At 66.6% G+C, this 23,518-nt stretch carries 15 protein-coding genes; 5 read left to right on the top strand and 10 right to left on the bottom strand.

Going from position 1 to position 23,518, the window contains the following annotated elements:
* Positions 1 to 9: 9 nt before the first annotated feature.
* From BAU07_RS12360 to BAU07_RS12350, 3 genes are all read right to left on the bottom strand, one after another.
* Positions 10 to 405 carry a VOC family protein gene (locus BAU07_RS12360; RefSeq protein ID WP_066665364.1) on the bottom strand — a complete coding sequence of 132 codons (396 nt, stop codon included), beginning with the start codon at positions 403 to 405 and terminating at the stop codon, positions 10 to 12.
* An 84-nt stretch (positions 406 to 489) separates the two neighbouring features.
* The gene (locus BAU07_RS12355; RefSeq protein WP_066658019.1) at positions 490 to 1,605 is read right to left on the bottom strand and encodes an iron-containing alcohol dehydrogenase; all 1,116 of its coding nucleotides are present in this window, start codon (positions 1,603 to 1,605) and stop codon (positions 490 to 492) included.
* A gap of 49 nt (positions 1,606 to 1,654) precedes the next feature.
* Positions 1,655 to 2,638: a Bug family tripartite tricarboxylate transporter substrate binding protein gene (locus tag BAU07_RS12350; RefSeq protein ID WP_066658016.1), complete on the bottom strand. Its 984-nt coding sequence runs from the start codon at positions 2,636 to 2,638 to the stop codon at positions 1,655 to 1,657.
* Positions 2,639 to 2,911: 273 nt separating this feature from the next.
* On the opposite strand from BAU07_RS12350, the gene BAU07_RS12345 reads away from it, so the two are divergent.
* Positions 2,912 to 4,339, top strand: a complete 1,428-nt coding sequence (locus tag BAU07_RS12345) for an NAD-dependent succinate-semialdehyde dehydrogenase (protein WP_066658014.1) — start codon at positions 2,912 to 2,914, stop codon at positions 4,337 to 4,339.
* A 111-nt stretch (positions 4,340 to 4,450) separates the two neighbouring features.
* Here BAU07_RS12345 and BAU07_RS12340 read toward each other — a convergent pair whose 3' ends face one another.
* Both BAU07_RS12340 and BAU07_RS12335 read right to left on the bottom strand, forming a co-directional pair.
* Positions 4,451 to 5,443, bottom strand: a complete 993-nt coding sequence (locus BAU07_RS12340; protein WP_066658011.1) for a Bug family tripartite tricarboxylate transporter substrate binding protein — start codon at positions 5,441 to 5,443, stop codon at positions 4,451 to 4,453.
* A gap of 121 nt (positions 5,444 to 5,564) precedes the next feature.
* On the bottom strand, positions 5,565 to 6,992 hold the full coding sequence (locus tag BAU07_RS12335) for a sulfatase family protein (protein WP_418214866.1): 1,428 nt from the start codon (positions 6,990 to 6,992) through the stop codon (positions 5,565 to 5,567).
* Between the two features lie 87 nt (positions 6,993 to 7,079).
* Between BAU07_RS12335 and BAU07_RS12330 the strand changes: the two genes are divergently transcribed.
* Positions 7,080 to 7,886, top strand: a complete 807-nt coding sequence (locus BAU07_RS12330) for a GntR family transcriptional regulator (protein WP_066658005.1) — start codon at positions 7,080 to 7,082, stop codon at positions 7,884 to 7,886.
* 186 nt (positions 7,887 to 8,072) lie between these two features.
* Here BAU07_RS12330 and BAU07_RS12325 read toward each other — a convergent pair whose 3' ends face one another.
* The 4 genes from BAU07_RS12325 to BAU07_RS12310 all read right to left on the bottom strand — a co-directional run bounded on the left by BAU07_RS12325 (position 8,073) and on the right by BAU07_RS12310 (position 12,073).
* The gene (locus BAU07_RS12325) at positions 8,073 to 8,954 is read right to left on the bottom strand and encodes a polysaccharide deacetylase family protein (protein WP_066658002.1); all 882 of its coding nucleotides are present in this window, start codon (positions 8,952 to 8,954) and stop codon (positions 8,073 to 8,075) included.
* Entirely contained in the window at positions 8,951 to 9,781 is an 831-nt protein-coding gene (locus tag BAU07_RS12320) for a polysaccharide deacetylase family protein (RefSeq protein ID WP_066657999.1), read from the bottom strand. The genes BAU07_RS12325 and BAU07_RS12320 overlap by 4 nt, the downstream gene beginning before the upstream one ends.
* Before the next feature lie 12 nt (positions 9,782 to 9,793).
* Entirely contained in the window at positions 9,794 to 10,825 is a 1,032-nt protein-coding gene (locus BAU07_RS12315; protein ID WP_084025653.1) for a Bug family tripartite tricarboxylate transporter substrate binding protein, read from the bottom strand.
* 114 nt (positions 10,826 to 10,939) lie between these two features.
* On the bottom strand, positions 10,940 to 12,073 hold the full coding sequence (locus BAU07_RS12310; RefSeq protein ID WP_198168904.1) for a C45 family autoproteolytic acyltransferase/hydolase: 1,134 nt from the start codon (positions 12,071 to 12,073) through the stop codon (positions 10,940 to 10,942).
* Between the two features lie 169 nt (positions 12,074 to 12,242).
* Between BAU07_RS12310 and BAU07_RS12305 the strand changes: the two genes are divergently transcribed.
* From BAU07_RS12305 to BAU07_RS12295, 3 genes are all read left to right on the top strand, one after another.
* Positions 12,243 to 13,223, top strand: coding sequence for a LysR family transcriptional regulator (locus BAU07_RS12305; RefSeq protein WP_198168903.1), 981 nt, complete (start codon positions 12,243 to 12,245; stop codon positions 13,221 to 13,223).
* Between the two features lie 270 nt (positions 13,224 to 13,493).
* Positions 13,494 to 20,609, top strand: a complete 7,116-nt coding sequence (locus BAU07_RS12300) for an autotransporter outer membrane beta-barrel domain-containing protein (protein WP_066657993.1) — start codon at positions 13,494 to 13,496, stop codon at positions 20,607 to 20,609.
* Positions 20,610 to 20,971: 362 nt separating this feature from the next.
* Entirely contained in the window at positions 20,972 to 22,534 is a 1,563-nt protein-coding gene (locus BAU07_RS12295) for an ABC transporter substrate-binding protein (protein WP_084025649.1), read from the top strand.
* On the opposite strand, the gene BAU07_RS12290 is transcribed toward BAU07_RS12295, so the two are convergent.
* Positions 22,535 to 23,452 (bottom strand): LysR substrate-binding domain-containing protein, encoded by a 918-nt coding sequence (locus BAU07_RS12290; RefSeq protein WP_066657984.1) that lies wholly within the window; start codon positions 23,450 to 23,452, stop codon positions 22,535 to 22,537.
* Positions 23,453 to 23,518: the final 66 nt, after the last annotated feature.

Genomic DNA, 23,518 nt, shown 5'->3' with positions numbered 1-23,518 from the left:
CTACGCGCACTACGCGCGCAATTCCAGGCCGTTGCCTTCGGGATCGGCCAGGTAGACCGAGGTGGCCTTGCCGGTCGAGCCGTAGCGCTCGGCCGTCTCACCCAGCTGTACGCCTTGGGCTTCGAGTGTGCGGCGGATCGCATCGGCATCGAAGTCCGCCACGCGCAGGCACAGATGGTCCATGTTGTGGCCCTGCCCCGCCGTCGGCGCGGCACCGCCCTTCCTTCCCAGCGTACCGGCGACGTCGACCAGGTCGATGAGGGACGATCCGGCGCGCAGGTGCACCAGGCCAAGGTCTTCCTGCCGGTGGACCACCTCGCATCCCAGCACCCGCTCGTAGAAGTCCACCATGCGCGCCAGCGCATGGACCCGCAGCACGACGTGATCGATACCGATGATTTGCATGGCGACGCCCTCCCGCGTTTCCCCGGCATGATAGCGCGCGGCGGCTGACACGCCGCGCCTGCGCCGATGCGGTCGTCTCCGCGGTCAGTACGCCGCCTTCAGCAGGACCAGATAGTCTTCCCGGGACAGCGGCCGCGGGTTCGTCTTGTGCGCATTGTCCGCCAGCGACGCATCGGCGATGGATTCGAAGATGGCGTCGTCCACGCCCAGCGCCTTCAGCCCCGGAGGCAATCCCAACCGGCGGTTCAAATCCTGAAACACCTGGGCCAGGTCAGCGTCCTGGGGCAATCCCATGGTCTGCCGCAGCGTGCCCAGCTTGCCGCCCAGCGATTGCGCGTTGTAGCGCATGACGTGCGGCAGCAGGATGGCGTTGAGTGTGCCGTGGTGGTAGTTCAGCGCGCCCAGCGCATGCGACATCGAGTGGACCGCGCCCATGCCCTTCTGGAAGCAGATGGCCCCTTCGAGCGCACCCATCATCATGTTCCACCGCGCTTCACGATCGCCGCCATGGCTGGCCGCTCGCTCGATATTGGCGTACACGCGCTTCAGGCCATCCAGCGCGATGGCATCGGCCGGCGGATTGATCGTGGGAGAACAGTAGGTTTCCACGCAGTGCGACAGCGCGTCCATGCCCGTGGCCGCGGTCATATAGGGCGGCAGCCCCAGGGTGAGCTCCGGATCGCAGATGGCCGCCTTGATGACATTGGGACAGCCCACGCCCGCCTTTACCCCGTTACGAAAAATCATCACCGCGGAGCGGCCTACCTCGCTGCCGCTGCCGGCGGTGGTCGGCAGTACGACAAGGGGCGGCGTGTTGACGACGGGGCGTGGCCTGGCGTGGCGGTTGCAGTATTCCCATAGCGGCGCGGGATCGCCGCACAGCACGGCGATGGCCTTGGCCAGATCCAGCGCCGCACCGCCGCCCACGGCAACGATCCCGTCACACCGCTCCGCCGTGAACATCGCATACCCTGCCTGCGCGGCATCCTCCGTGGGATTGGGCGGCGTGGCGTCGAACACGGGCGCCCCGCCCGTGCCGCCCAGGGGTTCCAGCGCCATCGCGAACACCCCCGCGGCGATCAGGCCCTTGTCGGTGACGAACAGCGGACGCTGGACCCCGTTGCGGGCCAGCTCGCCGGGAAGTTCGCGGCGGCTGCCGTAATCGAAATGCACTTTGGTCAGGAACTGTAGGATGGACACGCTCGGGACTCGCTGTGTATGGGTTGCGGACGTGGATGCTGTACGGCGGTCAATTCATGGACAACCCGGACGCCTTGACGACCTTCTCCCATTCGGCCAGTTCGTTGTCGATGCGCCGCTGGAACTGGGCCGGTCCCTCCTGGATCACGACCGAGCCCAACATGGTCGTCACCTGCTCCCGTATCGCGGGCCGCGCGGCGATCTCCGCCAGGTCGGCATGGATCTTCTCGACCACCGGACGCGGGGTGCCCGCCGGCGCCAGGAACCCGTACCAGGTGGCGATATCGGCCCCCTTGATGCCCAGCTCGTCCAGCGAAGGAACATCCGGCAACTGCGGCACGCGCTTGTCGTGCGTAATCGCCAGCGCGCGGATCTTGCCAGCCTTGATCTGCGGCAACGCGGAGCTCAAGGTGGCGAAGGACATATCCACGGTGCCGGCCATCAGGTCGGCGATCGCCGGCGCCGCGCCCTTGTAGGGCACGTGCAGGATGGAAGTGCCGGTCTTCTGGCTGAACAGCACACCTGCCAGGTGCGGCGTGCCGCCGTTGCCCGATGATGCATAGGTGTACTTGCCGGGGTTGGCCTTCAGCGCCTGCAGGAATTCCTTGAAGTCGCGGGCCGGGAAGTTGTTGCGCACGACCAGCACATTGGGCGCGAGCGCCAGCAGCGCGATGGGAGCGAAGTCCTTCGCGGTATCGAACTGCAGGTTCTTGTACATCGCGGGGTTCATCGTGTGATTGCCCAGCGCCACCAGCAGGGTATAGCCGTCCGGCGCCGCCTTGGCCACATAGCTGGTGCCGATCAAGGCGTTGGCGCCGGCCTTGTTTTCCACCACGACGGGCTGGCCCCACTTCTTGGACAGCTCCTGCGAGAACAGCCGGGCGAAGGGGTCGGCCGAGCCGCCCGCGGGAAAGCCGACCACCACGGTCACGGGATGATCGGGATAGTCGGCGCGCGATGGCCCGGCCAGCGCCAGGCCGGCCAGCGCCGCCGTGGCGGCAAGAATGCACTTGAACCTTTGGGACATGCCCATGTTTGTCTCCTCTGTTTTTTCTGTATATGCGACGGTCGCTTTCGCTGCGCCGTGCGCGGCGCGCCGCCTGGACGCGGCGTCGCCAAACCAGATTATGGACACCTTGCGGCGCTGCAGGTCTTTTTTTTGCCCCGCTTTTCCCAGCCGGAACACTGCTGTTCCGAAAGGGAAACGAAGCAGCCCGCGGCCGCTGATACGATAGCCGGTCATGCCAGCCGGCCGCGCCGATCCCGGAATCGGCCGACGCACCGGTCCGGCGCCAGGAGACACGCGATGTACCAGGATCCGGTCCTTTATATCAACGGACGCTTCATCACTGCGGAGGGGCGCAAGACCCAGCCCATCACCAACCCGGCCACGGGCGAAGTGCTGGGCCAGTTGCCTCATGCGACCACCGAGGACCTGGACCAGTGCCTGGCCGCCGCCCAGGCCGCATTCCAGCAATGGAAGCGCACGTCGCCTCTGGAGCGTTCCGCCACCCTGCGCAAGGCCGGCGACCTGCTGCGCGAACGCGTACGCGAGATCGCCCGCGATATTTCTCTGGACCAGGGCAAGCCGCTGCCCGAGGCGATCGCCGAAACGGACAAGAGCGCCGAGCATGCGGACTGGCATGCGGAGGAAGGCCGGCGCACCTATGGGCGCGTCATCCCGTCGCGCCAGCCGGACGTGCGCCAGTGGGTGCAGCGCGAACCGGTGGGCGTCTGCGTGGCTTTCTCGCCATGGAATTTTCCGATCGGGCAGGCGTCGCGCAAGGTGTTCGCCGCCCTGGGCAATGGCTGCACGCTGGTTATCAAGGGACCGGAGGACAGCCCCAGCGGCGTGATTGCGCTGGCGCGCGCCCTGCATGATGCCGGCTTGCCCGCCGGCTGCCTGAACCTGGTGTGGGGCGTGCCCGCCGACATCTCCGCCTACCTGATCCGCTCGCCCATCGTGCGCAAAGTGTCGTTCACCGGTTCGACGGCGGTGGGCAAGCAGGTGGCCGCGCTGGCCGCCAGCCATATGAAGCGCATGACCATGGAACTGGGCGGCCATGCGCCCGTGCTGGTCTTCGATGACGCCGACCTGGACGCGGCGGCCGACATGCTGGCGCGCTTCAAGATGCGCAATGCCGGACAGGTATGCATCTCACCTTCGCGCTTCTTCGTGCAGCGCAAGGCCTATGACCGCTTCGCGGCGCGTTTCCTGGAAGTCATCCGGTCGTTGAAGGTCGGCGATGGCCTGGAAACGGGCGTGGATATGGGCCCGCTGGTGCACGAGCGGCGCATCGCCGCCATGGAGGGCTTCATGGAAGACGTGGCGCGGCGCAAGGGCGAGGTGCTGGCGGGTGGCCAGCGCGTCGGTACGCGCGGCACGTTCTTTGCCCCGACGGTCGTTGCCGGCCTGCCCGCCGACGCACGCCTGATGAACGAAGAACCATTCGGTCCTATCGCCTCGCTGACGTCCTTCGATTCCTTCGAGGACGGCATCCGGCTGGCCAACGCGCTGCCCTACGGGCTGAGCTCCTATGTCTTTACCGAGTCGCTGCAGACCGCGACGCGCGCCTCCAATGCGCTGGAAGCCGGCATGGTGAACATCAACCATTACGGCAGCGGCATGGCCGAGATGCCCTTCGGCGGGGTCAAGGACAGCGGCATCGGCAGCGAGGGGGGCAGCGAGACCTACGACGGCTACCTCGTCACGAAGTTCGTGACCCATCGCTAGGTATGCCGAGGTGGCCGCCGGGTCTGCCCCACTCCGGCGGCAATACTGTGCAACGGGCGCGTTCTGCGGCCGCCCAGGCGTACAGCCGCCGCGGCGGCACCGCCCGGCAGGTCAATCGATCTTGATGTGCCGCTCGCGCGCGATGGTTTCGTAGCGCTGGCGCTCGGCGCTCAGGAATGCCGCGAAGTCGGCCGGCGTGCCGCCGATGGGGTCGACGCCCTGTTGGGCCAACAGCGCGCGCGTGTCGGCCTGGTGCAGGATCGCATTGATATCCGCCGACATCCGGTCCACCACCGCGGCGGGGGTGCCGGCAGGCACATATACGCCCATCCAGTTCGTGAAGCGGTAACCCTTGAACCCCGGCAATTCCGCCATCGTCGGCACATCCGGCATGGCGCTGGACCGCTTGTCGCTGGTCACGGCCAGCACACGCAGCTGCCCGCTTTTCTGGTAAGGCACGGTGGGTGGCATGCCGACGATGCCGATCGGAATATGATTGCCCAGCAAGTCCGCAACGGCCGGGGCCGCGCCCTTGTAGGGGACGTGCTGGACGGACGTACCGGCCAGCAGATTGATGGACTCGCCGGCGAAGTTCATCGAACTGCCGTTGCCCGGCGTGCCATAGGATAGCGGCGTGGCGCTGCGCTTGGCTTCCGCCAGCAGCTCCTGCATCGTCCGCGCCTTGATCGACGGATGCACCGCGATCACCAGGGGGGTCTCGCCGGCCAGCGTCACCGGCACCAGGTCGCGCTGCGGGTCGTAGGGCATCTTCTGCCCGGCGATCGCGCCTACCAGCACCTCGGCCGGGGAAGCGACCAGCATGGTGTAGCCGTCAGGCGCGCTCTTGACCACCGCGTCGGCGCCGATCAGCCCGGACGCCCCGGACCGGTTCTCCACGACGAAGCTTTGGCCGGTCTTTTTCGATAATTGCTGGGCCAGGACCCGGGTAACGAAATCAAGGCCCCCGCCTGCGGGATACGCCACGATGACGCGTACCTGCCGCGCCGGCCATGCCTGCTCCGCCGCCGTCGCCGGGGCAGCCCCCCACGTGGCCAACGCCAGCGCCAGGCATGCCGCGCCGATACGATGCTTGTTGTTCATCATGTGTCTCCTCGTTGTCATATCGGCCTCGACTACGCAAGGTCCGTCATTGCCGCAGCGCGTAAGCGCATCCGCCGGCCGGCGGACAGGACCAGTGGTCCCGTGCGATTCCTGCTACGCCTTCCTACTGGAAATCCGCGGCGGTGCCGGGCGCCGGGGTAAAGCCAAGATCGCCGCGCGCAATCACGGCTTCCCGCCCGCCGTTGCGCGCCAGCAGCTCTGCCTGGCGGGCCTTCGCGCGGCTGTCCACCTCCTCGGGATCGCACAGCGCATACAGGCGTTCCCGGCACGCCGCCAAGGTGGCCGCATGTGCGGGATCGCCCGCCAGGTCCTGGATCTCATCGGGATCCCGCTCGAGGTCGAACAACTGTGCCGGATACAAGGCGTAGTGCACGTACTTGTACTGGCCGTGCCGGATGGCGAAGGCGCCGGACGTCGATCCCATGCCGTGGTATTCGGACAGGACCATCCGCTCCGGCTGGGCGCCGGCCGCGACGGTGCGCAGATCGACCCCCGGGTGCGTATCCCTGACCCCCTCGAAGTCCACGCCCACGCTGTTGACGATGGTCGGATAACAGTCCACATGGCTGACCGGCGTGGCGACGACCTGTCCCGCCGGCACGTCAGGACCGCGCATGATCAGCGGAACGCCGGCGATTTCGTCATACATGGTGGACTTGCCCCACAGGCCCCGCGCGCCCAGGTTGTCTCCGTGGTCGCTGGTATAGATGACCCGCGTCGTCTCGGCCAGGCCCGTCTCGCTCAGCGCACGCAGCACCTTGCCGATGTTCTCGTCCAGGAAGGACACCAGGCCGAAGTAACCTGCCAAGGCCCGCTTGACGTCGTGCTCGGACTCGAAATAGTCGTCGTAGCAGAAGCTTTGCGCGTAGTCGCGCAGATAGGGATGCTGTGGCCGCTGTTCGCGTGCATACAGCTTGGGCATGGGAAGATCCTGCTCCCAATAGCGGTAGTAGTGCTCCGGGGGTGCGGTCAACGGAAAGTGCGGCGCGACAAAGGAAACGAACAGCACCCACGGCTTGTCGTGACGGCGGGTCCCTTCTTCTCGGAGCCACACCTGCGCGCGCGAACAGATTTCGCGGTCGTACATGGTGTAGGGCGTCTCTCCGGGACCGGCCATGGCGGCCATTTTCCTGGCCCCACCGCGACGCGGCAGGTCATCCCGTATCAAACCCATCAGGTCGCCCTTGCCTTCCAGGATGTGCATGGGGATCTGTTCCTCGGTAAACCCATGGTCCTCGCCGGGCTGCCGGAAGTGCAGCTTGCCGATCGACACGACGGCATGGCCACGCTCGCGCAGCACGTGATGCCAGCTCGGCACGCTGCCGTCATAGGCGTCGGCGTTGTCCCAGAACCCGATCTGGTGGATGTACTTGCCGCAGGCAAAGCCGGCGCGCGCGGGGATGCACACCGGGCTGGTCGTATATGCCCCCGAAAACATGGTGCCCGCAGCCGCGAGCCCATCCAGGTGGGGCGTCGCCACGATGGGATGGCCCGCGCAGCCCATTACCTTGGGATTGTGTTCATCGGACATAATGACAACCAGATTTCCAGCACCCATGTCTGCCTCGTCTCCGTCACGCGCCTCGTTATTGCGCTATTACTATATAGTATTAAAGTAATGAACCAAGATCAAGCCACCCTCGGCGCGGACCTGCAACGCCGCCTCGACCATTACGTCCGGCCGGGCATTCCCAAGTACATGGCCATGCGCGACGCCATCGCCCATGCGGTCGCCACGGGATCCTGGCCACCCGGACTGCGGCTGCCCACCGAACTGGAATGGGCAGCCGCCCTGCCCTTGAGCGTCGGGACGATCCAGCGAGCGCTGCGCATGCTGGTGGACGAAGGCATCATCGTGCGGCAACAAGGCAGCGGCACGTTCGTCGCGGGGCGGCCCGACGAATCCATGCATGCCCCGCTGCATTGCCGCTTCGTCGACGACAGCGGCAAGGGCTACCTGCCCGTGTACCCGACCATCCTGGCGCGCTACGAATTGGACGAGGACGGCGCCTGGACGGCCCACCTGGGCCGCCAGCACGTGTTTTGTATCGAGCGGGTGCTGGCCATCGGGGACGAGTTTTCGGTCTTCTCGCGCTTCTACGCGGATCCCGACCGGTTGCCGGCATTCCTGACGCTGCCGCTCAAGAAACTGGGCAGCGAGAATTTCAAGGAATTGATCATGAAGGAAACCGCGCAGGCGATCGGGCTCATGGACCAGTATCTATCCAGCCGCAAATTCGAGGCGGCCGTCTGCAAGGCCATAGGTACGCGCGCCGGTACGGTAGGACAGCGCCTGGATATCCGCGCATACCTGGGACGCAGCAGTCCGGTGTACTACCAGGAGCTGTTCATCCCTCCGAACCAGCGCGTGCTGCACCTGGCCCGCGATGGCCGCGACGGCGGGCTGGCCCAGGGCTCAAAATAGCCCGGGCGGTTCCGTCCCTCCCCCTCTACACCAGCACCGTGGCGCCGTGCGCCCGCGCGAAGGCCGCCAGGCTCTCCACCATAAGGGCGTGCATGTGCGCGGCCGCCGGCAGCAGGCTCTGTTCGGTGCGCCGCAAGGTACCGATGACACGGGCGAGTGACCGGGACGGGATCCCGGCCGCCCGCGTCAAAGGGGACGCACGGCCAGGTCGCCCCGGTACGTCGTCCTGGACAAGGTGTCCGCATGCGCGAGGTATGGATCCGGCTCCGTTGGCCGGTCCAGGGACAATGCGTGCCGGGCCAGTTCGGCGCCCGTGGTGAAATGCACGCCGCCCAACTGCTTGATCTCCGTCAGCAGCGTGTCCAGGACCGCGATGCGCGCCGCGCGCGTGGAGCCGAAGTCGCCACGCAGATGCAGGGTGAGCGGAATCAGTGTCCCCTCCTCGTGCATCGCGGCAACCTCGTCGCGCCAGATGGCCAGCAGGCGCGCATGGGTATGGCGCGCCGAATAGATGGGCGCGTCGTCCAGGGCGAATGTGGACGGCAGCTCCACCAGCTTCTTCCCACCCGACAGGCCGAAGACGTAGGGGTGGTCGGCGTCCTGGAAAGTCGCGTCGTAGAGGAAGCCCAGTTCGGCCAGGTGCTCCAGCGTCGCCGGCGACAACTGTCCGCCGGGCGCCCGAAAGCCCAGTGGCGCAGCGCCGGTGATGTCGCCCAGGATCCCGGCCGAGGCGCGCAGCACCTCCTGCTCCTTTTCGCCCAGCGTGGCGAAGTCCTCCAGGTCCACGCCGCGGGCGGCCATTTCATGTCCCTGGCTTGCGGCTTCCCGCACCAGGTCCGGATGGCGGCGCGCGTCCGCGCCGGGCACGAAGAAGGTAGCGGGCACGCCGTGCCTTGCCAGTAGATCCAGCAGCCGGGGAAAGCCGGCACGGACCGCATACCGGCCATAGGAATACCGGCCGAACATGCGTGCCGGCGCCACCTCCTTGAGGTCGAAGGATTCGGCGTCGAAGTTAACGGTCAGCAGGACCACGGAGCGGGCGCCATGGGGCCAGGGATACGAGATCATGTGAACGACACCTCTTCGAGACGGTTGCTATGCTCCAGGCACCATTGCGCGAAGGTCCTGGCCTGCATGAAGTGCACGCCGTCATGCCCCTTCATGTAGTCGATAAGGTCCGACAGGATGCGGGTATGCGACGGCGTTCCCGATCCCCAGCCGGCGCGCGGGTGCAGCGAGAGCACGAAAAACCGGTCCGCGCCATAGATGGCGTCGAACTCGGCGCGCCACTGCGCCAGCACTTCCGACGGCGGCGTGTAGCTGAACTTGTAGAACGGGAAGTCGTCCAGGCTGTAGGTATTGTTCGGCAGCTCGATGATCAGGTCGTCCCGGCCCTTGCCGAAGCGCAGCCGGTACGGCCGGTCGTAGTCCTTGTCGCTGGAGTCGTAGATATAGCCCAGCGATTTCAGGACCGCCATGGTCTTGTCCGTCTTGCGCCCGGACGGCGAACGCCAGCCGAGTACGGGCTTGCCCAGGATGCCCTTCAGGATGGCGTCGGTTTTGCGCAGCAAGGCTTCCTCTTCGGCGCCCTCCAGGTCCCAGGCCTCGTGCAGGTAGCCGTGCGCCGCCACTTCGAAGCCGCAGCGGTCGATTTCCTCGACCGTGGCCGGATGCTGTTCCGCGTCATAGCCGGGAATGAAGAAAGTCGCGTCCACGCCGTGGCGCGCCAGCATCTCCAGGTGCCGCGGCACGCCGCAACGCGCCGAATAGTTGCCCCAGGAGTGCTTGCCCAGCGGGGCGATGCCGCGCCCGACCTCGTGGCTGGCGCCGTCGAAGTCAATGCCGATAAGCACGACGCAGCGCATGTCGTCGGGAAACAGGGGATCAGCGTTCATATCCGTTCGTCCTCAATCCAGCTTGATATGGGATTCGCGCACGACGGCGCCCCACTTCTCGCGCTCGTTCTGCAGGAAGCGCGCGTACTCTTTGGGCGGCATATGGGCCACATCGAAGGAGCGCGCGCGCATCGTTTCCTGGAACTCCGGCGAGGCATAGACCTTTTCGATCGCGCCGTAGATGGCGTCGACCGCCTGCTGCGGCATGCCGGCCGGCCCGAACAAGCCGATCCAGCCCACGGCGCTGAAGCCGGGATAGCCGGATTCGGCAATGGTGGGCACATCGGGCAGCACCGCATTGCGCCTGGATGCCGTCGTGGCAATGGGCCGCACCTTGCCGGCCTTGATGTTGCCCAGCTGCGTGCCCACCAGGTCCAGCATGAAATCGAGCCGGCCGGCAAGCAGGTCTGTCGTGGCCTGGCCCGCGCCGTTATAAGGCACCGCACCGGCCTCGATGCCGGCATCGCGCTTGAATTTCTCCACCGCCAGATGCGAGGAACTGCCTATGGTGGTGACGCCGTAATTCAGCTTCCCGGGATTCTTGCGCGCGGCATCCACCAATTCCTTCAAGGTCCGGATCGAGGATGATTCCGGAACCACCAGCACGTTGTCGAAGGTGGCCAGCACCGAAATAGGCGTGAAGTCTTTCACCGGATCGTACGGCAGCTTCGAATACAGGAACTGGTTCGCCGAATGGGTGCCGGTCGAGCCCACCAGCAGCGTATAGCCATCCGGCTGCGCCCCGGCGACGTAGGCGGCGCCGATGTTCCCGCCCGCGCCTGGCCGGTTCTCGACGATGATCGATTGCCCCAGTACCTTGCCGACTTCCTGGGCCACGATGCGCGCCTGGATATCCGTGCCGCCGCCGGCCGCGAACGGCACAACCATCTTGATCGGGCGTGACGGAAAGGTTTCGGCGGACTGTGCCGCGGCCGGTCCGGCCAAGCCGCCGCCGGCGGCCAGCACCAGCCCGGCGCCCAGACCCACGATGAACCGTGATATGCGCTTTGCAGCCGGCAAATATCCTGCGATAGGCGTATTCATATTCCTTCCCCTCTCATGTTGTACGTCTTCCCGAAGCCTGATTCTGCGTGGCGGTGGACCACCGATGCCCCGACTCCTGCCGGCTGGCGCCGCCTGTGATCGCCGTCGCCGGCGCTAGCCGCGCCGCGGCAGGTGATACGTGGTGAAAGTCGGATCGATCGCCGGCAGGTTTGCGACTTCCATGATGCCCAGCTCCGGCTGCATCACCACGGTCGACACGGTGGCGCTGCGGGTGTCGCGGCCGAAATCCTGGCGTGGCGGACGGCACACCGACCACGGCGACTGGAACCCGTCCAGCAAGGCCTGCTTGACGGCGTCCACGGTGATACGTCCGCGCTGGGGCAGCAGGATCTCGCGGACGCGCTGTTCCCGGTACAAGGTGCAGGGCGAGAACGCAATCCCCGTATCCCGCAGCTTGGACAGCGCGACCGGGCTCAGCCAATGGTTGGCATGCACCAGCAGGCCTTCCTGCGGCAGCACCTGGAAGGTTTCGTCCGGCGCGCACTCGAAATTGATCGCCACGCCGTCCTGATGGCAGACCGCCATGTTGTTGGAGCCGGTCTTAGGCGTCGCATAGACGGCATGCAGCGCGTGCGCCAGGTACGGGCTTTCCAGCGCCTTGCGCCGGATCAGGGGCAAGGGCACGCCGATCTGCCGGTAGTCGCGGTCGCATTCGAGGTTGTTGCCGGTGATGGAAATACCCGCCGAATTGAAGCCGGACCGGCCCAGCATGCCGGCCTCGGTGAAGGTGAGGATGTCCGGTCCGTCCTCGCGCAGGATACGGAGCACCACACCGGTTTCGGCGCACTCGACCTTCCAGTCCCAGTCCTGCGCATGGATCAGCCGCCCATCCTGGCTGGCGTCGGCCATGACGGTCACCGACGTACAGCCGTCGGTGGACTCGCCGGCCAGCAGGCGCGCGCGCAGCTCGGGCTTGAAGGCGAGCTTCATCACTTCGGTGCGGGCGTTGAGCAGGAAAATATCCTCGAAACGCGCGCGCGCGCCCTCGGCGATGCCTTCCATCTCGGCGATGTAGTTCTCGTCGAACTTCCGTGCCACCGGCACGTAGCTATGGATGATCCGGTCCATCTCCTCGCGGGCCAGGTTCCAGCGGCCGGCCTGTTCGCTGTAGTGCGCGATCGACCGCGCCACGCGCTCGCGCGCCTGCTCACCGTACGACCTGCCGCGCTCGCGTGGCGTGCCTGCGATCTCGTAGAAAGGGAACGGTTGCACCTTCTGCCTGCTCATCTGGTTCTCCATGGCCATGCCGACCGCCTGCGCCCTGCGCACGCGCAAGCACGGGCAGGCGCCCGGTGTAAGCGGCAGGCATGAGCGAAATGCTAAGTGGCGGGCTTCATACCATCAAATTATTTATAAGCAACATACAATACCGATTTTGGTATGTATCGCCACCGCCATGGAACTGGATACGCTGCGCAGGGTGAATCTCAACCTTCTGACGGTGTTTGAAGTGCTGATGGAGACGCGCAGCGCGACGCAGACCGCGGCGCGCCTGCATATGACGCAGCCGGGCGTCAGCCGGAAACTCGCAGAACTGCGCCGTTTGCTGGGCGATCCCCTCTTCGTGCTGGCGCGCCGCCAACTGATACCCACTCCCCTGGCACTGGAGATCCGCCCTACCGTCCGGGAAGCATTGGCGTCCATCGGCGGCATCATCGACAACGTCGCCAGCTTCGATCCGCCGCGCTCCAGCCGCACCTTCCGTATCGCCGCCCGCCACACCCTGGAATGGATGCTCGCCCCGGCCTTGCGCCGTTACTGTGACGGCGAGGCGCCGTCCGTGCGTTTCAGCTTCGTCAACATGCAGGGCGTCGCGCTACCCGAAAGGCAGTTGGAAGACAGTTCTGTCGATATCGCGCTGGGTCGCTTCGACGACGTGGGCCCGCGCTTTCGCAGCCAGGCCCTGTTCGACGACGACCGCGTCTGCCTGCTGCGGCGCGGACACCCCGCCGCCCGCACGCGCCTGACACCGGCGAAATTCTGCGAGCTGTCCTTCGTCACGACGACCGACATGCTGGGCAAGGACAATGAGGTCGATATCGGCTTGCGCCGCAGTGGCCACCAGCGCCGCTTCGGCCTGTATGTCTCCAGCATGAGCCACGTACCCCTGATCCTGCTGCAGACGGACCTGGCCGTGACCATGCCGCGCAAGCTGGCCACCTATATCGCGCGCTTCCATCCCCTGCATGTCCTGGAGCTGGGCTTTGCCCTGCCGGCATCGCACTACAGCATGGTGTGGCATGCGCGATGGGACGACGTGCCGTCACACCGCTGGCTGCGCGACCTGGTGTCCGGGCTGATGCGCGACGACCTGCTCGACGGCGGCCGTAGCGTTCGCCGCGCCCGCGCGCCCCGCCCTCGCCGGCCTGTGGCTTGACCGGCCGCCATCCCCACGCGGAACAGGTGCCCCAAAACCGACTTGGCGTAACTTTTGATGAAAAATGAAAATTTTCCATTACTGGAAACTAGAGAAAATGAAATCTTTTGATAGGATTCCTCGCCGATTTGTACTAAGTCAAAATATCTAGACGGTAATTGGCATTTTTTTCTTCACTTTTGTCAGTGCTCCCTATCATCGCCCGCTCCCTCTGTAGCCACCCCTGATACGGGCGGTCTCCGGGAGCCGGCAAGGCTCGGTGGACTCGCCATGAATGCTGCGTTGCATACCCGGAAGTGCGTGCCGGCCCTCGAGCGAACCACGGAGCGGCGAACGCGCCGCCAGGGGCAGCATGCCGGGCAAGGCAAGCGTGCGACCGGCGTGCCCATGCTCCGGCCCACGCTGATTGCCGGGCTGCTTGGCACTGCCGCGGGCATCGCGCTTCCGCCTGCGGCCATGGCGCAGAGCTGCAGCCTGAACGGCAGCCAGTATTCCTGCAGCGCGAGCGGCAGTTTCGGCTCCTCCATCCAGATGTCCCAGGGTCCAAGCCAGGGCTCGTCATCCGCGTTCATGCCGGTGACCGTGTCGGGCAGCATTTCGTACACGGCTCCCTCGACAACGAGCGCCGCGATACAAGTCTCTGCCTATGGCCAGGACTTCAACAGCGGCAGCCCCGGCGGCAACGCACAAGGCATACAGCTCAACAATTCCGCGACCATCTACCAGTCGGCCGGCCCAAGCCCGATCTACGACTACGTGTTCGGCATCTGGGGCCAGCAAATGGCCGGCTATGGCGATGGCGGCGGGTCCACCACCCAGATGTACACCATCAACAACACGGGCAACATCACGATCGCATTGCCCGGCGTGCAGACGGTGGGCGGCTCCGGCATCTGGCTGGCCGACCAGGGCGGCGGCGGCAATGCCAATACCTCGGGTGGATCATCGGCCGGCGCGGTCATCACCAACAGCGGCGCGATCAGTGCAACGCTTTCCGGCCAGGCCGGATTCGCCGGCCTGCAGGCGATGTCGTACGGCGGCAACGCGAACAACAGCGGCCAGGGCAACGGCGGCAACGGCGGCACGGCCGCCGTCAGCAGCTCCGGATCCGTGGCGGTGGACTGGACCTGGGCGAACGCGGGCAGCAGCAACAACGGCATGTGGGGGGTATTGGCGCTGTCGCAAGGCGGCGCCGGCAGCAATAACGACAACGGTAGCGGCGGCGCGGGGGGCACCTCGGGTCTGGCGGGCGTGCAACTCGCCGCGGGCGCGAACGTGAACCTGTCGGTGTCCGGGTCGGGCCCATCGAACGCGTCGTCGCAACCTAGCGCGGGCGTGCTGGCGGCCAGCGTGGGCGGCAGTGGCGGCTATGGCCGCAACGACAACAACGCCAGCGGCAACAACGGCGGCGACGTCGTGGGCGGCAACTATCCCATAGGCAACGCCGGCGCGCCGGTGTATTCGGCGGCGATTTCCATCACCGATGCCAGCGTGATCGTCAATGGCGGCCTGCCGGCGGTCGTGGCCCTGGCCCAAGGCGGCGCGGGTGGCGTGGGCGGCGTCAACGAGAACGACGGCTCCAACGACCCGAGTGAGAACGGCGGAAACGGCGGCAATGTGCGCTCGGCCGCGGCAATCAGCATCGCCGCGCAGAACACGCCGATCTCGATAACGACCTCCGGCGGCAGCAATGCGGCCGCGGTCGCGGCATTGATGCAGGGCGGCGCCGGTGCGATCGGTGGATGGAGCCACGACAAAGGCGCTTCCACTTCCCATGGTGGCGTCGGCGGCTCGGGGGGGTCGATCCTGGCGCCGCTCTACGTGACGCTGGCCGGCTCCTCGGCGACCAACTCCATCACCCTGTCGACCACGGGACCCACCTCGCCCGGGGTCTATGCCGCGAGCATGGGCGGCGCGGCGGGGAACGGCAACGGCGCGGATACCGCCCTTGTCGGCAAGGCGGAAGGCGGCAACGGCGGCGTGGGCGGCAACGGCGGCGACGTCAATGTCTCGCTGGCGTATACGAATATCAGTACCCAGGGCAACAACTCGCCGGGTATCGTCGCGCAGTCTGAAGGCGGTATCGGCGGCAACGGAGGCAGCGCCAACGCCGCGCAGGCCGATGGCGGCAGCGGCGAAGACGGCGGCAATTCGGGCAACGTGACCGTCACCACCACCGGCGGCACCATTACGACGCAGGCCGCCGACTCCATGGGCATCCTGGCGCAAAGCGTCAGCGCGACGGGCGGCAACGGCGGATATGAAAACGGCCACCTCACCAGCGGCACTGACTACGCCGGCCTGGGAGGCATCACGGGCACGGTGACCGTCACCAATGGATCCGCCATCACGACCAACGGCGATTACGCGCGCGGGATTCTGGCCCAGTCGCTGGCCGGATCGGGCGGCACAGGCGGCTCGTCGTGGGCATCGTTTCACAGCGGCGGCGGCTCGGGCGCTCCCGGCGGGGCCGCCAACTCGGTCACCGTCACGCACAACGGCTCGATCGTCACGGCCGGTAGCAATGCGCACGGCATCCTGCTGCAATCCGTGGGCGGCGACGGCGGCGCCGGCGGCTCGGCCTCGGGCGTTATTTCCAATGTGGGTGGCGGCGGCGGCAACGGGTCGGGCGGCGGCGTGGTCACCTACAACTCGAACAACAGCAGCATCGTCACCAGCGGCACCTCGGCGATCGGCGTCCTGGGCCAGTCGATCGGGGGCGGCGGTGGGGACGGCGGCGGCGCGTCCGGCGTGGCCGTCAGCATCGGCGGCAGCGGCGCCGCCGCGGCCAACGGCAACACGGTGACGGCCAACGTGAATTCGAGCACCATCACCACCACGGGTGATGGCGCCACCGGCATGGTCATGCAATCGATCGGCGGCGGCGGCGGCAATGGCGGCAACGCCAGCGCCGCGGCGCCTTTCGCGGCCGTTACCCTGGGCGGCAAGGGCAAGGGCGGCGGGGCCGGCGGACAAGTCGAGGTGACGCTCAACAACACCACCATCTCTACCGCCGGCACCAAGGCGCCCGGGCTGATCGCCCAATCGGTGGGCGGAGGCGGCGGGACGGGCGGCAACGCCGCTTCCTATTCCATAGGCGCGGGCGTATCGGCCTCTGTGGGCCTGGGCGGTTCGGCCGGCAACGGCAACAACGGCGGCCTGGCGACCGCCACCATGACCGGCGGCTCCATCCTCACCGGCCAGGATCCCAGGCTGCTCAACACGATGCCGGCCACGCCCGGCGGCTGTTCCGCGTCGAATCCCGGCGCGATGCCATGCAATGCGCTGCCCGTGGACAGCTACGGCGTCGCGGTGCAGAGCATCGGCGGCGGCGGTGGATTGGGCGGCTCCGCGGTCGCGGAAGCCATCGCGGTCTCAACGCCGATCAACGCCGGGGGCGATCAGGTCGCCCTTGCGGCGGCCGTGACGATGGGCGGCTCGGGCGGCACCGGCGGCTACGGCGGTACGGCGCAGTTTTCGCTGTCCAATGGCGGATATATCGAGACCCGTGGCAATGGCTCGACCGCCGTGCTGGTGCAGAGCATCGGCGGCGGAGGCGGCGCCGGCGGCGACTCCAGTTCCACCGCGGCGGTCATCGGCTATCCGAACACCCTGCCCAGCAAGGGCAAAGGTCCCGGCGGCACGATGGAATTCACCATGGGCGGTTCGGGCGCGGACGCCGGCAACGGTGGAACCGTGAACGTCGCGATCGGCGGCACCGTCTCGGATACGGGTGCATTCACGCCGGATTCCAATGCCGCACGCACCGCCATCGTCACCTACGGCGACTTCGCGGCCGGCATCAAGGCGCAATCCGTGGGCGGTGGCGGCGGTGACGCGGGCATCGGCAGCGGCAACACCCAGGGTTTCGGCACCGGCAGCAGCACCTCGTTCGCGATCAATGCGGGTTCCACCGGCGGGGGCGGCGGCAACGGCGGCACTGTCACGGTGAATGTGTATTCCGGCAACGGCATTACCACCTACGGCTCGGGCGCCATGGGCGTGATCGCGCAATCGGTGGGCGGCGGCGGCGGCATCTCGCAAGGCGGCTCCTACGGCGTGGCGCAAAGCTTCCAGGCGCCGAACGACGACCCGGATAGCAAGCCGTCCGAAAAATTCAAGCTGGGCGCCACGATCAACCTGGGCACCACCGGCGGCAGCGGCGGCTCGGCACAGCCGGTCACCGTATCCATTGCGGCGCCCATTACCACCTATGGCTCGGACGCGACCGGCGTGCTGGTCCAGTCCGTGGGCGGCGGCGGTGGCGTCGGTGGCGGCGCCACGGGCGACGGCAGCGGCGACTCACCCATCGTCCAGGCCCTGAACGCCCGCGAATTCCAGAGCGATATCAACGCTTACCTGGACAATGGCCAGCTGCCGCAGATGGATCCTACCTTCACCCTGTCCTTCGGCGGCACGGGCGGCTCCGGTGGGGCCGGCAGCACCGCGACGGCGACCCTCAACTCGACGATCAGCACCGCGGGCGACTGGGCCAACGGCATCGTCGTGCAGTCCATCGGCGGCGGCGGCGGCAAGGGCGGCACGGGCGCGGCCAGCGGCACGGGCTCCATCGCGGAGGTCGGCATCAACCTCGACTACGCATTGGGTGGCCAGGGCGGCTCCGGCGGCGACGGCAACACCGCCAGCCTGTCGCTGCAAAACGCGGCCTCGGTGTATACGCAAGGGTTCGGGGCCAGCGCCATCGTCGTGCAGAGCGTGGGGGGCGGCGGCGGCATGGGCGCGGATGGGTCGGACCATGCGGCCGGCGTCATTTCCGTCGGCATGGCCGGCGCAGGCAACGGTGGCGTCGCCGGCAACGGCGGCGACGTGTCGTTCGACTTCAACGGCGGCAACCCGGTCATATCCACTGCCGGCTATCTGGCCGACGGCATCGTGCTGCAGTCCGTGGGCGGCGGCGGCGGCATCGCCGGCGCCGGATCGTCGGCCTTCGTGCAGATGTCCGGCCCGCTGGCCTCGGCGCAAGGTACGCTGAAGCTGACCGCCGGCGGCGGCTCCGCCACCAGCGGCACCGGCGGCGACGTCACCTTCAGCCAGAACAACACCCCGTTGACGATACAGACCGCCGGCGCCAACTCCTTCGGCATCCTGGCGCAGAGCGTGGGCGGCGGCGGCGGCGTCATCAATGCCGCGCAGACGGTGCAGTCGCCGACCGTGAAAATCGGCGGCTGGGGCGGCGGCGACGGCGGCAACGTCAGCGTGACGACCACGAGCTCCACGTCCATTACCAGCATGGGCACTGCATCGATCGGCCTGTTCGCGCAATCGGTGGGCAACGGCGGCGGCGTGATCCGCGTCGCCGGCGCCTCGACCACCCTGCCCGTCCTGGTGACCGGCGCCAACTCGTCCTTCGCGGAGCAGCCGCATCCGGGCAGCGGCAACGGCGGCAACGTCAACGTCGCGAACTGGGGCTCGATCAACGTGACCGGCGCCGGCTCCATCGGCCTGTTCGCGCAAAGCGTGGGCGGCGCCGGCGGCCTCATCATGAATGGCAATACGATCTACGCCGGCACGCCTTTGCAGAACGAATCCTGCGGCAAGTCCTGCGGCGCGGGCGGCAACGTGACGGTAAGCACGAATGGCCCGATCACCGCCAGCGGTCCAAACGGCATCGGCATGTTCGTGCAGTCGATCGGCTATAGCGGGGCGAACGGCGGCAATCCCGACGTGCAGATCTCCGCGCCCGTGTCGGGCGGCACGGGTTCGGGCGCGGCCGGCCTGGTGGTGGACAACACCAGCAACGCCGCCTGGGTGAACGTCTATAGCGGCGGCAGCCTGTCGGCCGACAGCAACAACATCAACGCCGTGGCCGTCCGCGAAACCAATAGCGGGCTGATCGCATTGGCGAACTACGGCGGCACCATTACGGGATCGCTGTACCTGAACTACGGCGAATTCAACAATCAATCGGGCACATACAACGCGGGCCCCGTCATCCAGGCCAGTATCGACAACTGGGCCGACATGGTCATGCTCGATCCTGGCATGACGAGCCAACTGACCGGCACGTTCATACAGACCGGCAGCGGACGGCTCACCACCACCATCGATTCATTGAACAAGCGCGCCAGCCTGCTGCGCGTGAACGGCTACGCCTCGGTGGACGGCACCATCGTGCCTTCGGCCATCACGCTGTTGCCCGGAGAACTGCCCGTGCTCACGGCCGACAACCTGGACACGACGGCCACCGCGCAGGACTCGCTGCTGTACGACTGGGAGGCGCGGCGCTCGGGCAACACGATTTCGCTGAACCCGAACGCCGACTTCAAGCCGGCCGGCGTGCCGCTGGGCGACAGCCAGGCGTCGCTGGCCAACTACTACAGCCGCGGCTGGAACAATGCCGATCCCGCGCTGGCGCCCCTGTTCGCGGCGCTGTCGCGCATCAACGACGGCGGCGAATACAAGTCGTCGTTGAACGCGCTTTCCAGCAAGGCCACGCAGGCGCAATCCATGGCCCTGGCCAACGAGGCCGGCGCGATACTGGGATCGTCGATGAGCTGCCCGGTATTCGTGGGCGACAGCGTGCAGTTGGGTGAAGACAGCTGCTTCTGGGGCCAGTTCAGCGGCCGTTGGAGCGACCAGTCGGGCACCGGCGAGACGCAGGGCTACCACGTGTCCGGCACCACCTATCGCCTGGGCGGCCAGCGCCAGATCGCGCCGGGCTGGTACCTGGGCGGATCGGTGGCCGCGGGGCAGACCTGGGCCAGGATGGACGGCGGCTCCACGGGCGATGGCGACACCTACGACGGCTCGCTGACGCTCAAGCGCGTGGATGGTCCGTGGCACTTCGCCGGCTCGGTGGCAATGGCCACCGGCTCCTTCAACAATAACCGGCGCGTCCAGTTGCCCGGCGTGGATACCACCTTGTCCAGCAGCCCGAATATGTTCCTGGTTGGCGCGCGCTTTCGCGCCGCCTATGAGGCGAGCTTCGATGGCTGGTACATGAAGCCCTACAACGACATCGACGTGGTTCATACGCACATGCCGGGGTTCAAGGAATCCGGCGCGGCGCCGTATGCATTGAATGTGCGCGGCAGCGACCAGACCAACGTGATGGTGACGCCCATGCTGGAATTCGGCATACGCCGCCAAATCGATGCCAAGACCACGCTGCGCGCCTATGCTGGCTTCGGCGCAAGCTGGCGGCCGGACGGCGACCGCAGCATCCACTCCAGCGTGGTCGGCGCGTCGTCCGCGGATGGCACCTTTACCGACTACATCAAGGCGCCGGAGCTGCTTGGCAAGGTAGACCTGGGCCTGCAGTTCTACCGGTACAACGGCTTCGAGATCAAGGCCAGCTATACGGCGGATATCGGCAGTTCCTTCCTGAGCCAGACCGCCAGCGCGCGCTTCGCCTATCACTTCTAGGCCGTATCGCGCTGCAAACCGGGGCCGCCTTTGCGGCCCCTTTTCATTGACGGGTCCCCACGTCGCGCGCTGCGCAAAGGGCTGGCAGCGCCGCGAATCTGCAAGAATTTTGTAACGGCGCAATATCGGTACTAACCATTATGTGCGTCGCGGCACGCCCGGAGGCGAGCGGTCCGCAAGGGCGGCCTATAACCCTGCGGAATGGAGTCAGTCATCGAACGACTTTGACGCTATGGCGCTTGGCGTCTACCTTGCCGTCAGATGCATTGCGGAACATGCCAACGCACGTGGAACGGCGTGCCGCGATGCCTCGACACTATCCGACATCGCCGCGCCGGTCCGTGCGGCTCGCAAGGGGAACCATGACACGTCCTGCACTTTCCGTCCTCGCCGCCGCGCTGTTCTGTGTAGGCGCCGCCCTGCCCCATGCGCCAGCGCACGCCGCCGACCGGCCCGAACTGCGTATCAGCTCCGGCGCCGCCGACAACGCCACGCTCGATCCGCACCGCGCCACGTCGACCGTGGACAAAGGCGTGGTCTCGAGCATGTTCGACGGCCTGGTGCAGTTCCCGCCCGGCAGCGCGGACCCCAAGGCGCTCGAACCGGACCTGGCCACCCGGTGGGAATCCTCGCCGGATAGCAAGGTGTGGACCTTCCACCTGCGCAAGGGCGTGCAGTTCCACGGCGGCTATGGCGAACTGAAGGCCGAAGACGTCGCCTATTCCATCCAGCGCGCCGCCGATCCGCAGCGTTCCAGCTTCGCGAACAGCTTCGCCATCCTGGACAAGGTCGAAGCCCTGGACGACTACACGGTGCGCATCACGCTGAAGTATCCGGATGCCGCCTTCCTGGGCCGCGTGTCGAACTACCACGGCGGCAACATCGTCAGCAAAAAGGCCGCCGAAAAGCTGGGCGACAAATTCGGCGCGGCGCCTATCGGCACGGGCCCCTTCGCCTTCGGCGAACACGTCACGCAGCAGTACGTGAAGCTGGTGGCCAACGATGCGTATTTCCGCGGCAAGCCCAGACTGGCCGGCATCACCTACCGCATGATTCCCTCGGACAGCGCCCGCGAGCTGGCTTTCAGCTCCGGTGAAATCGATGTCATGCAAGGCAAGCGCGAGCAGCGCTGGGTCGAACGCTCGATCAAGCGTGGAATGAAGATCGACATTTTCGATCCAGCCGAATTCCGCACGCTGCACATCAACCGCACCATCAAGCCGCTGGACAACGTCAAGGTGCGCCAGGCCATCGCCGCGGCGATCGACGTGGACGAGATCGTGCGCTACGCCGGCAAGGACGTCGCGGAAAAAGGCTGTTCCGTCGTACCCAATGGCTATCTGGGCGAAGACTGCGCGGCCGGCGCTTACGTGCACGATACCGCCAGGGCGAAGAAGCTCCTGGCCGAGGCCGGCTTCCCCAACGGCATCGAGATCAAGTCGGTGGTGTCCAATATCTCGGCCCAGCAGCCCATCATGGAGATCATCCAGGCACAACTGGCCAAGGCCGGCATCAAGCTGAACATGGAAGTGGTGGACCACGCCACCTACCAGGCCAAGAGCCGCCAGGACCAGAGCGCGCTGGTCTTCTACGGCGCGGCCCGCTTTCCCAACGCCGATGTGTACCTGACCGAGTTCTACGATTCGGCCTCGGCGATCGGCGCGCCGGCGGCCATGTCGAATTTCTCGCATTGCTCGGTGGCCGACGCGGATATCCGCGCGGCGCGCACCGAGCCGGATCCGAAGAAGCAACTGGCCCTGTGGAAGGATGCCCAGGCGAAGATCCATCAGGACGTATGCGCCCTTCCCCTCTTCGGCCTGAAGCAGGTCTGGGCGCGCGGCGAGGGCGTGAACTACGGCTATGCCTTGAAGGGCGCCTTGAACCTGCAGCCCCCCGTCACCGAGGCGACCACCGTGGCACGGTGATCATTGCCCCTTGAGCAATTCGCGGGAAACCTGCGCCGCGACGGCGCGGGCTTCCTGCACGAAGGTTTCCACCACCCCGGCATTGCGCGAGGCCTGGACGCGGCAGAGCTGGAAATGGAAATACATATTCGGATCGAAGCGCCGCAGTACAAGGCGATTCTGCAACCCATCGGCAAAAAGCGGATGAATCAACGACACGCCCAGCCCCGACGCCACGAATTCGCAGGCCGTCGGCGCCGTATCGGTATCGAGCACGATGTTCAGCACCGCGCCGGCCCGATCGAAGGCCGATCGCACCAGTTGCTGCGTCTGACTGGTGGCGCCGAAGGCCACGAAAGGTTCGCCGGACAAGTCGCGCGGCCGCAGCACCCGCTTGCGCGTCAGCGCATGGTTGACCGGCAAAGCGCACACCAGCGGATACTCGAACAGCGGCTCGCGGTCGATGTAGGGATTGTCCACGCGGCTGCCCACCAGCGCGACGTCGATCTGCCGGGTCGCCAGCCAGTCGGCCAGGAACTGCGAACCTCTGCTCCGGATCGAGATGCGCACATCGGGATGGCTGCGCAGGAAGTTCATGGTCACCCGACGGATGAAGGACCCCGACAAGGCGGGCAGCACCCCGACTATCAGGGTCCGTTGTTCGTCGCGTCGAATGGACTCCACCGCCTGCTCCACCTGGCGCAGCCCGGCGAAGATGCGGTCGATCTCCTGGTAAAGCCGCATGCCGTGCGGCGTGGGCGCGAGCTTGCCACGCACGCGGTCGAACAGGCCGAGTCCTGTATCCGCCTCCAGGTGCGCCAGCAGTTTGCTGACGGCGGGTTGCGAGACACCCAGCACCGCCGCCGCCTGGCTGACGGTGCCGTGCTCGATGACCGCCTTGAAGGCTTCGACCTGCCGGAGATTCAGCATCTGTTGCATGGTGCGCTTCCCATAACCTTGGAGAAATGTATTCGAGTTGCTTTGCTTCAGGGTTATAGCTTAATG

This window comes from Bordetella flabilis, from assembly GCF_001676725.1.
In the GTDB taxonomy this organism is placed as follows: domain Bacteria; phylum Pseudomonadota; class Gammaproteobacteria; order Burkholderiales; family Burkholderiaceae_B; genus Bordetella_C; species Bordetella_C flabilis.
Note: the sequence above shows the minus strand (reverse complement) of the source record. Positions and strands in the feature narration are given on the sequence as shown.

Coding starts and splice junctions, on each gene's coding strand:
- BAU07_RS12360 (WP_066665364.1), bottom strand. CDS start 405: ATGCAAATCATCGGTATCGATCACGTCGTGCTGCGGGTCCATGCGCTG.
- BAU07_RS12350 (WP_066658016.1), bottom strand. CDS start 2,638: ATGGGCATGTCCCAAAGGTTCAAGTGCATTCTTGCCGCCACGGCGGCG.
- BAU07_RS12345 (WP_066658014.1), top strand. CDS start 2,912: ATGTACCAGGATCCGGTCCTTTATATCAACGGACGCTTCATCACTGCG.
- BAU07_RS12340 (WP_066658011.1), bottom strand. CDS start 5,443: ATGATGAACAACAAGCATCGTATCGGCGCGGCATGCCTGGCGCTGGCG.
- BAU07_RS12335 (WP_418214866.1), bottom strand. CDS start 6,992: ATGTCCGATGAACACAATCCCAAGGTAATGGGCTGCGCGGGCCATCCC.
- BAU07_RS12330 (WP_066658005.1), top strand. CDS start 7,080: ATGAACCAAGATCAAGCCACCCTCGGCGCGGACCTGCAACGCCGCCTC.
- BAU07_RS12325 (WP_066658002.1), bottom strand. CDS start 8,954: ATGATCTCGTATCCCTGGCCCCATGGCGCCCGCTCCGTGGTCCTGCTG.
- BAU07_RS12320 (WP_066657999.1), bottom strand. CDS start 9,781: ATGAACGCTGATCCCCTGTTTCCCGACGACATGCGCTGCGTCGTGCTT.
- BAU07_RS12315 (WP_084025653.1), bottom strand. CDS start 10,825: ATGAATACGCCTATCGCAGGATATTTGCCGGCTGCAAAGCGCATATCA.
- BAU07_RS12310 (WP_198168904.1), bottom strand. CDS start 12,073: ATGAGCAGGCAGAAGGTGCAACCGTTCCCTTTCTACGAGATCGCAGGC.
- BAU07_RS12305 (WP_198168903.1), top strand. CDS start 12,243: ATGGAACTGGATACGCTGCGCAGGGTGAATCTCAACCTTCTGACGGTG.
- BAU07_RS12300 (WP_066657993.1), top strand. CDS start 13,494: ATGAATGCTGCGTTGCATACCCGGAAGTGCGTGCCGGCCCTCGAGCGA.
- BAU07_RS12295 (WP_084025649.1), top strand. CDS start 20,972: ATGACACGTCCTGCACTTTCCGTCCTCGCCGCCGCGCTGTTCTGTGTA.
- BAU07_RS12290 (WP_066657984.1), bottom strand. CDS start 23,452: ATGCAACAGATGCTGAATCTCCGGCAGGTCGAAGCCTTCAAGGCGGTC.